Annotated in this window: 15 protein-coding genes; 1 reads left to right on the top strand and 14 read right to left on the bottom strand. The window is 37.1% G+C overall.

Going from position 1 to position 13,390, the window contains the following annotated elements:
* The 10 genes from K1X56_13180 to K1X56_13135 all read right to left on the bottom strand — a co-directional run.
* Positions 1-393 (bottom strand): GNAT family N-acetyltransferase (locus tag K1X56_13180; protein MBX7095667.1); only part of this gene is annotated, 393 nt, incomplete at its 3' end.
* A 52-nt stretch (positions 394-445) separates the two neighbouring features.
* Entirely contained in the window at positions 446-811 is a 366-nt protein-coding gene (locus K1X56_13175; GenBank protein MBX7095666.1) for a DUF1304 domain-containing protein, read from the bottom strand.
* Between the two features lie 44 nt (positions 812-855).
* Positions 856-3,162: a tetratricopeptide repeat protein gene (locus K1X56_13170; protein MBX7095665.1), complete on the bottom strand. Its 2,307-nt coding sequence runs from the start codon at positions 3,160-3,162 to the stop codon at positions 856-858.
* Between the two features lie 243 nt (positions 3,163-3,405).
* Positions 3,406-3,795, bottom strand: a complete 390-nt coding sequence (locus K1X56_13165) for a DUF1398 domain-containing protein (GenBank protein MBX7095664.1) — start codon at positions 3,793-3,795, stop codon at positions 3,406-3,408.
* A gap of 10 nt (positions 3,796-3,805) precedes the next feature.
* Positions 3,806-4,231 (bottom strand): DUF1801 domain-containing protein, encoded by a 426-nt coding sequence (locus K1X56_13160; protein MBX7095663.1) that lies wholly within the window; start codon positions 4,229-4,231, stop codon positions 3,806-3,808.
* 35 nt (positions 4,232-4,266) lie between these two features.
* A complete protein-coding gene (locus tag K1X56_13155) occupies positions 4,267-4,674 on the bottom strand; it encodes a glyoxalase/bleomycin resistance/extradiol dioxygenase family protein (protein ID MBX7095662.1) in 408 nt (135 codons plus the stop codon).
* Between the two features lie 119 nt (positions 4,675-4,793).
* Positions 4,794-5,777 carry a T9SS type A sorting domain-containing protein gene (locus tag K1X56_13150; protein ID MBX7095661.1) on the bottom strand — a complete coding sequence of 328 codons (984 nt, stop codon included), beginning with the start codon at positions 5,775-5,777 and terminating at the stop codon, positions 4,794-4,796.
* Positions 5,778-5,857: 80 nt separating this feature from the next.
* Complete coding sequence (locus tag K1X56_13145) at positions 5,858-6,283, bottom strand: SRPBCC domain-containing protein (GenBank protein ID MBX7095660.1); 426 nt, start codon at positions 6,281-6,283, stop codon at positions 5,858-5,860.
* Positions 6,284-6,352: 69 nt separating this feature from the next.
* Positions 6,353-7,384, bottom strand: a complete 1,032-nt coding sequence (locus K1X56_13140) for an acyltransferase (GenBank protein MBX7095659.1) — start codon at positions 7,382-7,384, stop codon at positions 6,353-6,355.
* Positions 7,385-7,929: 545 nt separating this feature from the next.
* Entirely contained in the window at positions 7,930-8,616 is a 687-nt protein-coding gene (locus tag K1X56_13135; protein ID MBX7095658.1) for a T9SS type A sorting domain-containing protein, read from the bottom strand.
* Between the two features lie 183 nt (positions 8,617-8,799).
* Here K1X56_13135 and K1X56_13130 point away from each other — a divergent pair, with 183 nt between their 5' ends.
* Positions 8,800-9,621, top strand: a complete 822-nt coding sequence (locus tag K1X56_13130; GenBank protein MBX7095657.1) for a CPBP family intramembrane metalloprotease — start codon at positions 8,800-8,802, stop codon at positions 9,619-9,621.
* Positions 9,622-9,626: 5 nt separating this feature from the next.
* Here K1X56_13130 and K1X56_13125 read toward each other — a convergent pair whose 3' ends face one another.
* From K1X56_13125 to K1X56_13110, 4 genes are all read right to left on the bottom strand, one after another.
* Positions 9,627-10,670, bottom strand: a complete 1,044-nt coding sequence (locus K1X56_13125) for a hypothetical protein (GenBank protein ID MBX7095656.1) — start codon at positions 10,668-10,670, stop codon at positions 9,627-9,629.
* A 136-nt stretch (positions 10,671-10,806) separates the two neighbouring features.
* The gene (locus K1X56_13120) at positions 10,807-11,532 is read right to left on the bottom strand and encodes a class I SAM-dependent methyltransferase (protein MBX7095655.1); all 726 of its coding nucleotides are present in this window, start codon (positions 11,530-11,532) and stop codon (positions 10,807-10,809) included.
* 44 nt (positions 11,533-11,576) lie between these two features.
* On the bottom strand, positions 11,577-12,449 hold the full coding sequence (locus K1X56_13115; protein ID MBX7095654.1) for a glycosyltransferase family 2 protein: 873 nt from the start codon (positions 12,447-12,449) through the stop codon (positions 11,577-11,579).
* A 105-nt stretch (positions 12,450-12,554) separates the two neighbouring features.
* On the bottom strand, positions 12,555-13,390 hold an 836-nt coding region (locus K1X56_13110), incomplete at its 5' end, for a hypothetical protein (GenBank protein ID MBX7095653.1).

Here is a 13,390-nt window from a genome sequence, read left to right as displayed (position 1 = left end):
ATAACCGATTTTATGATAAAAATTTCTGGCTGCAGCTTGCGCTTCATCACTGGAGGTGTCTATTATTAAAATTCTGCCGTCAGTACTTTTAAGATGATTTTCGATGTAGTTCATCATTTCTTTTCCGATTCCTTTTTTCTGCACATCATTAGAAACACCCAATGCCAATAAATTGTAAGTCCCTTCGGTCAATTTCTCCGGAACGCAATAAGCTATGGCCACCGGCGTATCGTTTTCAACGCAGGTAAACCAGAAGTCGCTGCTTTGCGGATTATGGAGGTAATCCGAAATCATTTCATCTAAATATTCCGAAGGAAACAATTCACTGGAATCAAGTACTTTTTTTAACTGTGGGATGTCCGTTAATTTCACCGGACGAATGCGATGACTCATACTGATAATGGATAACTATTTTCGTGTTTAACAGGTATTGAAGAATAACGCTTCACACCAGTGTGAGCAATACCCCTAATGCAAAAAGTGCGGGCAGGGTCTGAACAATAAATATTTTTTTACTGGCTGTAAGCGCCCCGTAAATTCCGGCAATAACCACACAAATTAAAAAGAAGGAAGCAACGTTTTTCGACCATTCCGCATTGCAGATAAAAAAACTCCAGATTAATCCGGCCGCTAAAAATCCATTGTACAATCCCTGATTCGCCGCTAATGCTTTGGTAGGCTTAAACAATTCGGCAGGTATCGATTTAAAGGTTCGTTTACCAATGGTTTCCCAGGCAAACATTTCGAAATACATAAAATAAAGATGCTCCAGCGCAACTAGTCCGATTAATAATTTTGAAATCAGTTCCATGGTAACAGGATAAAAACAATTAGTATAAATAAGAGCGATGAAAATCAACCAATACGAACACCCATGATGCACACATCATCTACCTGCTCCAGATTTCCTTTCCAGGATTCGAATGCGCTTGCAATTTTATCCTTTTGAATTTCGAGTGCTTCGTGGTGTACCGACAATAACAGTTTTTTCAAATTAGAAGCCTTAAACTTTTTCCCTTTCGAACCGCCAAACTGATCTTTAAATCCATCCGTAAACAAATAAACAATATCGCCTTTGTTCACTTTCAATTCATGCGTGGTAAAAGGTTGCGGATGTTCTACTTTGGCAATGGTTTGTTTGTCGGCCTTTATTTCTTCTATTTCATTTTTAGCCGCGCGGTAAATCCATAATGGATTATTTGCTCCGGCCCAGGATAAGGTCATGCTGTTTGGATTAAAGGAACAAAGTGAAACATCCATTCCGTCTTTCACTTCATCGTCCGATTTTTCGAATTCGGCAATAACAATGTCCCTTGTTTTATTTAAAATTTTTCCCGGATCCGTTAATCCGTTTTCACGCACGGCACGGTTTAATCCGTTTACGCATATTACCGACACCATGGCACCGGGAACACCATGTCCCGTACAATCGCAGGCCGCAAATAAAATTTTTCCGTCGCGTTCCTCCAGCCAGTAAAAATCTCCCGCTACAATATCTTTGGGTTGAAATAAGATAAACGAATCCTTTAAACATTCCTTCACGCGTTTATTTGCCGGTAAAATGGCATATTGAATGCGTTTGGCATAATTGATGGAGTCGGTGATTTCGCGGTTCTTAATTTCGAGAATACCATAGGCCTGATCCACCTGATTTTTTTGTTGCTCAATAATTGCCTTTTGTTTTTGCGTAACCCGGAAACGATGAAAAATAATGGCAATTAAAATCAAAGCAAAAATAAGAATGGCGGTTAAAATGTAGTTCTGCAGTTTTCGTTGACGACTCTCTGCATTTTTCGCCAGAATCTGGGCATCTTTCACTTTATTTTCTTCGGCCGCGAGAATGCTGTCGGCAGTCACTTGTTTTTCATATTCATATTCAAATTCATTGCGGATAATTTCCATCCGGTTAGCTTCACTCTCTAAACTATCGCGCATTTGAATAAACAATTCATGCATCTCCAGTGCTTTGGAAGGATTGTTGGTGTTTTTATAAATTTTCCAAAGACTTTCCGATGCACTTTTAATATGAGAAAGCGAATTCATGGTCTTTGCCAACTCCATCGATTTTTCGGCATGCTTTAATGCTTCTTTCCAGTTTCCTTTTAAAATATACATCGATGCCAGGTGATTGTTGGTTTCGGAAATTCCTTTGTTATCGCCAATGGTTTCACGCATCACCAGACTTTTATTAAAATAAGCAATAGCGCTATCGCGTTCGCCGGCATCTTTATAAACGAGTCCTAATCCGTTATACGCATCCGAAATTCCTTTTTTATCATTCAGCGCTTCGCTCTTCAGCAAACACTCCTGATACAGTTCACGTGCTTTTTTCCGGTCATCCATTTCCAGATACAATCCGGCAAGATTGGAGGATGTCACTATCATTCCGTTTGCTTCATCAATCTCCTTATAAATTTTTAGACTGCGGTGATAATAATCGATGGCCGTTTTTAAATCATTTTGTGCTTTGTGAATATTCCCGATGTTATTGAGCGTATTCGCCATACCGCGTTTATCGCCGCTTTTTTCTTTCATCTTCAGACTTTGGGTCCAAAAATTAATTGCAGGTTGATAATCGCCCTGGTAATAATGAATATTGCCGAGGTTGTTATAGGAATTCGCCATTCCATCCTGATCATCGAGACGCTTGTAAATATCCAGACTCTTCGTCATCCACACTTCGCAGGTTTCATAGTCGGCCTGCATACCATATACAATTCCAATGCTATTGTAAGTGGAAGCCATATCATATTCATCACCCGATTTTTTATTGATGCGAATAGCTTCGGTGTACCAGTCAATCGCCACATCGTATTCACTGCGATCGCGGTGGTAATCGCCTTTTAAATTGAGGATTCTGCTTTTCTTTTTGTAATACACTTTTTTTAAGCTCTCCGGATTTTTATCACCCAGGTGATGGTCACAAATACTATCGGCCAAACGAAGTAAATTCAAATACATTTCAGGCTCTGCACGGCGAATTATTTTTCCCCATTCGAGGTAAGCATTCACTTTTACCGTATCCTGTTTTGTGGTTTTTATTACCTGCTCCAGCGAATCGGTTTTTGCATTCGGATATGGACTAATATCTGCTTTAGCACGGACGGCTATGCAGAGAAAAAATATCACATAAAATTTAATTCCATTGCTCCGGTAAAACAAGGATTCAATCTTCGGGGAAAAGGGAAAGGTGTACTTTTTCACGATGGCTTCCGGCTTGGTTATGTCCCAACAGCAAAGGCGCTGAAAAGACAAAGCCTAAACTAGTAAAAAATCAGAAAGGAAAGATTGAAATTTCAGTATCGGTAAAAAGTAATTTTAAGCACCGGCTTTAAACAATAAAGTTCAAATGCTTATCACTCACAATCAGCACCAAAAATGGTCAATTTTCACCGGGTGATGGCCTTAAACAGGGATGTCCTCGCACAACAGTTCAGTACCTGAAGGATCGAAGTAGGTACAGGTCATGGATTTTACATCCACCTTCCATTTGAAAACACCGGTATCGGCACAGCATTTTACAAAGGTGGGATAATCGCTTTTTCCTTGTTGGTGCTTCAATAATTCAAGTTTGAATTTTTCTGCGTCGGTAATCGCTGAAATAGATAACTCCGCATACTTTCCGGGCACATTCACCTGGTGATTCGAAGCTCCATAAAATTGGGTGCGACCATCGGAAACAAAGGTTTCATAGTGCAAAACACCCAGCGCTTTTAAATCCCGGATATAGGCGGGGAAATCGGCACCGGATTTAACTTTTTGATGGGCATTGATTAATTGATCTGCTGTAACCATCATTTCATTTTTAGCTGCGGGACTCCAAACTAAATCCAAACGCCAGCAATTCATTGAATGCCGACCAATCCATTTCATACAGATGTTTTATTTTAACGCAATAACCACTCATTTGCGCATGGGGCAATCGGCTTCCAAATTGCTGTTTAAGCAAGGTCTTATCGCTTACACCCATCAGATAAACAGAAATCCCCGTGCTCGTTGCACTTATTCCTACCTGATAAAACTCTTTTTGTTTTCCTTTGGAAAGTTGACAAATTCCATATCCGATATTCGGATTCGAAACGACTTTTCCATGTTCGTTTTTTCCATCCAGAAACCATAATTTCTTAGTGGGGAAATGCTGAAGAATATGCCGGTGCAAACATTCAATATCCTTAGCAATTCCCTCCGGAAGGCTTTTGATATATTCCAGAATGGAGGATTCAACCGACATCATGAGGAAAACTCATTTCTACTTAATGGCAATAATTATTCAACAGGGAATTTACTCATGTCCATAAAAAACAATTCCCAGGTATGACCATCAAAATCTTCGAGTGTTCGTTGTTGCATAAATCCGTAATCCTTCATCTCGGCCGGTTCAATTCCTCCAGCTTTTAATCCTTGTTCCATCACCTGGTGAATTTCTTCTACGCTTTGGAGCGACAAAGAATACAATGCAGCCAGTTTTGATTTCGTATCAGCAATAGGTTTGGTAGCAAATCCCGCAAATTTTTCATGCGTCATAATCATCACATAAATCGAATCGCTCCACACCATGCATTTAGCCGATTCATCCGAAAAGGCGGGATTGTTTTTAAAGCCGATGGCCGAATAGAATTGCATTGATTTTTCAACATCCTTAACGGCAAGATTAACGAAAATTTGACGGGTCATGGTTTTTGGGTTTTTGGTGTAAAATATTTTTTACATAATTAATTGTTTCAACATTTTTATCACTGAGATAAAATTCAATTTTGGAAAGCAGATATAAAGAATAATCACCGGTTAAATTCCTATTTCACAATCAAGCGATGTATCGATTTTAAATCTGCGGAAATACATTGAATTAAATAATGACCGGATGCTAATTCAGCAACATTCAGCTCTGCATTTGTCACATTATTCATCGATTTTTTCAATACCACTTCTCCCCATATATTATACACCAGCACTTGTTGCAAGGGTGATTCTGATTGTATCCGCAGTATATCCAAAACGGGATTCGGCCATAATAAAACATTCCATTCATCCTTTCGGATTTCTTCTACACTTACATTGGCACTGCAATTTGCAGCATAGCGCGGGGGAATTAATCCATTGGCATTGGCCCATCCGTCATAAACGAAATTTCCATCCTTCGAAAAACAAAGTGTTGCACTCGATTGCTCAAATGGTAATCCAATTTGCAAATCAAAACCCATGCTCGAACCCACTCCTTCAATAATCGATACGAAACCTGAATCCAGCGAATTGGATCCAAGAATCCAGCGTTCATGAAATAAACCATCATTGAGTTGAACGGAATCATAGGCCATCACCAGTAATTGAGGATAGTTTAAATTATTAAACGTGGCCGGATAAGGTTGACCAACCACCATACCTGCAAAATCATACATCAGGACTTCCTGCTGATTACTCAGATCCCATTGATAAACTTTTTTATTGGGAATATCCTGGCGGAATATCACTCTTAATTGATCCGGCAAATAATCCGTTCCATCCTGATAAGTCTGCTGATTTCCCCATCCATCGATCCAATCGGCAATGAGATGACCATGCAAGGTGTGGTAAATATTCCCACCAAGTGATGTGTCATTCCCAAAAATCAAAGGTTGAGTTAATGTGGCATGTTCGTGTCCGCCATAACCCCAATAAAGAAAACTCCCCTCTATCCAAACCGCATTCGAATCCGGAACAGGAATATACGACTGTGCCTTCAATGGATTGATTTGAAAAAAACCAAAGAAGAAAATCGAGCAAAAAATGAATTTGTTCATGTCAGGATAAATAGATGGAAGAAATATAGGGAATATTTAGATGTCCCTGGGAAAATCCGAATGAAATACGCAGCATCGAATTAATGGGAATTCAATAATCGCTCCAGCCGGTCGAAATTCTCCTCATTCTTCGGCGCAGCAAAGGGTCTGATTTTTTCACATTCCTCTTCGGTGCTAAACTTCATAACAAATGTGATTCTAGAGCTATGGTCTCCCACCCGCTCAAACAAAATATCCATATCGAACAAAGGCTGAGAAATTCTCTTCCAGCTCACTTTTTGATGCGGAATAACTTCTTTAAAAACCGATGCGTTTTCATAATTACCCTTTTCGGGTCCATGCATGGTCAGTTTCCAATTTCCACCTGCACGAAGATCAAATTCGTGGATGGTATTGGAAAATCCTTCGGGTCCCCACCATAGTTTTAAAAGTTCAGGATTTTCAAATGCACGATAAACCTGTTCTACTGGAAAATTCAATTGGCGGGAGCTGAGGATGTGGGACATAAAATATTTAAAAATATAATATGTAAATACTAATTAACCTTTAACATATAATATGAAATAATCACGCATTTAATTTTTGCTATAAGAAAAATGAGATTTTAACTTATTTATTCGACTTTCAAAAAAGGTCCAGGACAAACTTGCAATTAATATTGATAAACAAATTTTAAAAATCTGCATCATTTGAGGATTATCTAAAAACGACAGATGAAACATATTTTTAATTTGTAAGGCAGGGTAAATGGCAAATAAATGATATAAATAAATTCCATAACTAATTTTGCCAATATGAATAACAAGAGGATTTTCAAAAACAGTTTTTAATAGTTTGTTTTCAAATCCATAAATAAACTGAATCAAAAGAATTGGTATAAAAATCAAACTGAAATGAATTTTAGAAATTTTTATCCAGTCCATACTTATAAAGCCCACCAGTATCAGTCCAACCAAAATTAGCCAAGGAGTAATGTTTTTTAATTTTTTAATAACCTGTGGATAATAAAAATAAAGATATGCAATCATACCACCTAATGAGAGGTAGCAGACAGGAACTAACGTTCGTATCATTAAAAATGAATAGTCATTAATGTGAGAAATCAGAAATGCGGTAACAAAAACCAATCCAATTAAAACAAATTCCCGTCTGCGAAATAAAATAAGCAATATTGGCCAAAAAAGATAAAACTGTTCTTCAACAGCTAAACTCCAAAAATGTGCTGAAATCACACCATTAAATGAACCCATTAATCCAATCTTAATATTGGAAACATAAAAAATATCATACAAACACCAGCTACGATACGCCTCCATGGTTATAAACAACACCAAAATAGTCAGGTAATAAATTGGGAAAATTCTTAAAAATCTCCTGGCATAAAAACTTTTTAAAAACGACTTCCAATCCTGATTTCTGTTATTAATAATAATCAGGGTAATTAAAAAACCACTAATGCAAAAAAACAGAGGTACTCCAGGTAAGTAATGAGCAAGTTCTGATAAATACCGAACATTATCCCCACTAATAACAGGCATGTGACCGAATACTACAGTTAAAACTGCCCATGCCCTCAGTGCATCGATCTGTTTAAAATACGTGTTCATTCCTATTCTAATCTATTAAAGGTGGAATTGAAAGATTAAATATAATAGTTATTGGCCTTTTACCCCTCATTAATTACTGATAATAAAAAATTGTTGTAAAATTTAAACAGGAAAAGGTCAATATACAATTCAATAAAATAGGCAAGGATTAGGGACCTAAAAAATATTTTAACCCAAAAAAATAGCTGGGTTATCAAACATAAGAATTATCCGCTTTCTCCTAAAAAACTTTTGGTAACTTTTCTATTTCCTACCAAAATCCCATAAAAATCTAATCGAAAAAACAACAAAAATGCCTCAAGAATCAACTTTTTATTATCGAAATTATTTGCAATAAAAGCAAAACGCTTCAGCTAAATAATTGAAAAATTATGCCAAAAACATATAGTATAAACATTGAATTTGTTGAAAGAAATATGAACTTTATTTTGAACACGCCTACTTAACATTTTTTACATTAAATATTTACTCAACTCGCCACAATAGGCTCGTTGAATAAAAAAGAATATTATCTTAAATTAAATGCTAATAATCTATATTAATAGCTATTCAATTATCAACCTCTTGATTACTGATTGCTTTCCATTGGTTATGCGCAAAAAATACAATCCTGAAGAATATTCCGTCAAACGGATGGTAAGGGTTTGTTGATTTACATTCAGCACGTTTAATTCTTGTCCTAAACAATTTAAAATAGAAACAGAAATTGGTGAATTTACACTCCGGCTAATATTGATTTCATCTTTTGCAGGATTTGGATAGATCCTTATATCCATATCAAAAAAATCATTCTCTACACTAAGGGGATCGGCGACTTCCCTAACCGGGCGACCACTCCATGGACAAAACTGACCTATGGTTCCTACCCAATAAGCCGTATCTGCATCCACATCGGAATATGGACATCCGTCACAAATCTCCATAGCAAGCTCTACCAAATTCCATTGATGGGGAATAAAATGCCATAAAAACCAATGCGAGGAATTATGATTATGTCCACCATTACCATAATCAATCTGACCACTGATAAAATTACGTTGCATGAGAGGCCTCGATAAATTAGCTAAAACGGAATCAATTACAACCTGATCGGAGGTAGCGGCTATAAACGAACTATCCTGCCAATTACCGTGACCACAAGTGGTAGTAAATTCAAAAAACCTTGTAGTTTGGGCCTTAGCAGGTAAACCTGTTGCAAAAATGAATAGCAGATAAATCAATGATTGTCGCATAAAATCAAATTAAAACGGAGGATCAATCGTATTAACTAAGGAACAAATAAAAAAAATAAATGGCACTAAGAAATATTACAAAAAAAATAACAATTAAAAAGGGATTAATTCAACCCGTATAAAATTATGATTTTTATCATCAGTAATAATGGTACTGCAAACATTCACTATATTTAAAACACAATGAAAGTACTTATTTCATTTTTCGGTCTCGCCTATTTGTTCAGTTGGATCATCTGGCTTCCTTTATATCTACCTGCATTTGGATTAAGAGATTTACCCGTTTTTCCATTTCATCATGCACTTGGAGGGCTCGGTCCATTATTAGCTGCCTTTGCTTGCATTGGTATTTTTGAGGGTAAAAAAGGAATGTATCAACTTTTAAAACAATGTTTTTACTCCGGTCCATCGATTTATGTCCTAATAGCCCTTTTTTCACCATTTATTCTAGCGATTAGTGCCGAAGGAATAAACTACCTGATTTCAGGCAACCCTTTCGATCCGGCAGCACTTTTACATTCGCGCGAATTCCCGGAATTTAATTTGTTGAACATCTTTATTTATAACCTTATATTTTTTGGATTTGGTGAAGAGGTAGGATGGAGAGGATTTGCTTTACCGCGATTACAATCAAAATTCAATGCATTAAACTCCGGATTAATATTAACTGTTTTTTGGGCCGTCTGGCATTGGCCTTTATTTTTGTACCGACCGGGATATACCAACATGGAGTTTGCAGAAATTTTCGGTTGGATATTTAGTCTGCTTACAGGAAGTGTTTTATTAAGCTGGTTATATAACTCTTCTGGATACTCAATATTAATTTGTGCAATTTTTCATTCCACCATCGACATCGCATTTACAGCAGATTTCAGTGGCCAACAACAAATGAATTATATGGGCTTTTTGATTACGCTATGGGGAATCCTGACAATTGTAATTTTTAAACCAAAAAACCTATCCAATAAGGAGCGTTTGAAAATTAATTCGGAATATTCTAAGTAGAAGAATCAGGAATTTAAGCGCTCAAAACGTCCATCCTGTAGCACACAAATCGTCTCCATATTGCAGATGATCAAAATACGATCACTTCTGTCGCGATAAATGCAATTAATGACAAGACCCGGAACGCCCTCCTTTTGTCCCCATTGCACGAGGTTTTTACCATCATATTTCCATAATCCCGCATCGATTGTTCCAATCCATAAATTGCCGTCTATGTCGCCATTCAAAGCAAAGATGCGTGCCATTGAATGTGGATCTTCAACGAATTTACCTTTGAAAAATTCCGGATTCTCTAAGCCTTGTTCGTCGGTAATATTCCGTAAGGTGATGCCATCATAGCGGAATAATCCACCGCCATTGTTTCCAAACCAATAAATCCCATGCTTATCCTGATACATCGCTCGCACAGCAGGACCTCTCAATTTTTTATCGGTTAAATAAAAACAGGAATCCACTCCATAACGACAAACACCCTCTGATTGTGTCCCGAACCAACTTTCACCGTTTCGGTCTATCAAAAACGAATACATGCTATATGGCCTGTTTAAATCCCCTCGCGGTGGAGCGTATCCCGGGGGATGAATAACAACATTGGTAAATGTTTTTCCATCGTAAAAACAGATTCTGTTAAAATGATTAAAAAACAATCCTTCGCGGGCTTTTATTAATTGACCGATTGGTGCAGCTTGTATGACGGATGTAAAATCTTCAAAAATAATCCCGTTAAATCTGCAAACTCCCTGTGGAGTGCTAAACCATAAATAATGGTTAACATCTTCCTGCACCCCATAAACATGATCGGAGCAAAGTCCATCGCGTTGCGTAAAACGAATCAGGTTTTTTCCATCATAACGGTACACACCGTCACCATTGCTGCAAATCCAGTAATAACCTTGATGATCCTGAAAAATAGCATCCAGATTTTTACCTAACTGCGTAACTTCTTCGCCTAAAAAATTGGACTTAACTTGTCCTTTTAACGGAGAAGCCGGAGCTGAAAACCCGCAAATCGTAAATAAAAAAAACAACAGAAACAGAAATTTTTGCATAATAAAGATTTTTTTCATTTCACCCATTAAAACCAGTACGATCCATTCTCATGCAATACTAATCCCTATTAAGCGAAAAAATAAATTCGTTAAGAAAGCTTAAGGGTTTTTAACATTCCCTTTTGATACTCGCCCTTTAATCCTTCTCAGGAATGCAATAGAAGGCCACGTGACCGGTACGAAGGGAGAGCTCACCATAGTGATTCCACATTTCAACCTGAAATCCAATTTCACGAAGTAAACGTTCAACCTGATGAACATCAAACAGCAACTGTCGGTGTATTTCTATATCCTCCTTTTCTTCACCAAAATCTTTCATCCTAAGTTTTATGGTGCGGGTCAGATATTTACTTGCTTCAACAATTTCGATATCAAGTTTCATGATGTAATCATCATTCTCAATTACACGGTGTGGATTTTTATTTTCAACACCATTACAGAGGATGTCAAATAAAAAAAATCCATCGGGACTTAAGTGCTGCTTAATCCGTTTAAAAATCGCAGCTAAAGAATTGTAGGAAGATTGATGATCGAATAAATAATTAAAAGGTTCACCTATAGCTGAAAAGACATCCACATGTTCGAATTCGAAATCAAAAATAGAGGACTGAACAAAGGTTGAAGCAGGAGCATTTTTTCTGGCCAGATCCAGCATATCAGCGGAAATATCTACACCCAACACCTCCATTTGATTTTCATTTAAAAGCGCCGCTAAAATTCCACTGCCGCAGCCCAGATCGATCACCTTGGAATAAGCATTGTTTTTCCTTTTTAAAATGATTTCTCCTGCAGCATGGCGGGCAATATCTCCATAATACTTATCGTGAATAAAAGAAAGTGCCGATTTATAATACTTCTCCATGGAAAAAAAATTTCTGCCAAAACGATAAAACGAAAATTCGGAACTTAGATTTTTTTATAATTCTTATACCCTAACTCCACCCCCAGTTTGTAATACATAAAATTTTTAAAGCGGTCCTTAAGTGTTGAACGGTTAATCGAAATATCGGTTTCGAATTTCCAATTGCTGGATTGAATGCGCTGTTGCATCACGGAAGGATGTGTACCCTTAAACAATTTTAATTCGCGCAGGTCTTTTCCATAATCAAATTCTCCGGCTGGAACAACATTCTTTTTCACCCAGTCATCATCGTGCCAGAGTTTATTAAAATCCTCCTGCTTTTTTTGCATAGCGCGCGGATCTTTTACCCAGCCGTAATGATGCATATAGGCCTTCAATGCTTTTACCCTCAATTTATCATTGGGTTGCTTGCGAAATCCCTGGGCATCCCCATAGGAGAAAATATCGTTCCGATTCCTGATAATTCTTATTTCATTTTTATACCAATTGGCGCTGGCTCCAACATAATCGTATGAACCGTAAAAATGACGATACTGCAATAACAATCCGTCAACCTGTGCATCACTCAGGTGGTTTTCCATGGCAGAGCGAATTTCATCATATCCGGCTTCATGCAAAACTTCATCGCCCTGAATATAAATGCACCAGTCACTTTTGGGATTTACGGCGGCTAAAGCTTTATTGGTTTCAACTGCCAGAACTTTTCCGCCTTCGCGCAAGGAATCATCCCAAACCGTTTCAATGATTTTTATTTTTTCAGTATCCAGTCCCCGGATATATGCTAACGTATCATCTTCAGAATTGCCAACAGCAACAATTACTTCATCGCACAATGGCAAAATGGAACGAATCGCTTCCGCAATGGGATAATCGTATTTAATAGCATTTCGGATAAAGGTGAAACCGGAAACAAACATGGGCTAAAGGTAATGGAAATTCGAACTTGAGATTGAGCAATTGGCAAGGATTTATTTAAAATTAAGCACTTGACTTAAGGAAAAATCAAAAAACAACTTAGAGAATCACTCCTCATACGGCTTAAACAAAGCAATATTATCAATACCAAGTTTGGATTTCACTTCCGCGTTATACATTTCCATTGCCTTGCGATTTGCGCCCCGTTCAACTGCTTTGATGAAATTATCGCGTTCTAATTGGATTTTTTCCATTTCAGAAAAATAAGCTTGTTTAAACCCGCTATAATTCAATCGATTTTTATTTAAAACGTTTTCCAGATTTCTTCGCTGAAGCTCGCAATAATCAAAATACAAATTAATAAAGCAATTCGCTTTTGCATCAATCGGTAATGCATAAAAACTTTGGTAGGGATCAAGAATGGTTGATGTTTCAATATGTATTATTCCATTATAGCTACAATAGTCTACATAGTATTTTACGGAAAGCAGGTACTTGTCACTCTTAAAATCTGTTCTTACTTTTAATAAAGTATCAATTCCCGACTCCCTAATAAAAATTCGTTTTCCGGTCCAGCTAATAAACGGATGCTCAAACAAACCTCGTTTTATCCGGTTGCTTTTTGTAAATAAAGACAGATTCGTTATTGAATTCGAATCAATAAAAAACAAGGTATTTGCATCATTTTGATGGTTGATTTTATATTCATCGTTATTGTCCCAAAAAAAAGAATTAAAGGGAAAGGCATTCATTTTGCGGTAATCGCCAATGTCTGCATCAGAGAAATTGAATAATGGTAGTTGAAAGATATTTTCATAAGAATAGGCATACAAAATGGCATTCGTGGATAAGGAATAATTTTTTTCATGTGCTGTTCCTACACGACTCCGGTAGCGTATAACATAGTTAAAATCGACCGATTTAAATCTGGAAATGGAATGAT

The organism is Flavobacteriales bacterium (assembly GCA_019694795.1).
Lineage (GTDB): Bacteria > Bacteroidota > Bacteroidia > Flavobacteriales_D > UBA2798 > UBA2798.
This window is presented reverse-complemented; position numbering and strand designations above follow the sequence as displayed.

Coding starts and splice junctions, on each gene's coding strand:
- K1X56_13175 (MBX7095666.1), bottom strand. CDS start 811: ATGGAACTGATTTCAAAATTATTAATCGGACTAGTTGCGCTGGAGCAT.
- K1X56_13115 (MBX7095654.1), bottom strand. CDS start 12,449: ATGTTTGTTTCCGGTTTCACCTTTATCCGAAATGCTATTAAATACGAT.
- K1X56_13155 (MBX7095662.1), bottom strand. CDS start 4,674: ATGACCCGTCAAATTTTCGTTAATCTTGCCGTTAAGGATGTTGAAAAA.
- K1X56_13130 (MBX7095657.1), top strand. CDS start 8,800: ATGAAAGTACTTATTTCATTTTTCGGTCTCGCCTATTTGTTCAGTTGG.
- K1X56_13150 (MBX7095661.1), bottom strand. CDS start 5,777: ATGAACAAATTCATTTTTTGCTCGATTTTCTTCTTTGGTTTTTTTCAA.
- K1X56_13135 (MBX7095658.1), bottom strand. CDS start 8,616: ATGCGACAATCATTGATTTATCTGCTATTCATTTTTGCAACAGGTTTA.
- K1X56_13160 (MBX7095663.1), bottom strand. CDS start 4,231: ATGTCGGTTGAATCCTCCATTCTGGAATATATCAAAAGCCTTCCGGAG.
- K1X56_13140 (MBX7095659.1), bottom strand. CDS start 7,384: ATGAACACGTATTTTAAACAGATCGATGCACTGAGGGCATGGGCAGTT.
- K1X56_13145 (MBX7095660.1), bottom strand. CDS start 6,283: ATGTCCCACATCCTCAGCTCCCGCCAATTGAATTTTCCAGTAGAACAG.
- K1X56_13125 (MBX7095656.1), bottom strand. CDS start 10,670: ATGCAAAAATTTCTGTTTCTGTTGTTTTTTTTATTTACGATTTGCGGG.
- K1X56_13165 (MBX7095664.1), bottom strand. CDS start 3,795: ATGGTTACAGCAGATCAATTAATCAATGCCCATCAAAAAGTTAAATCC.
- K1X56_13120 (MBX7095655.1), bottom strand. CDS start 11,532: ATGGAGAAGTATTATAAATCGGCACTTTCTTTTATTCACGATAAGTAT.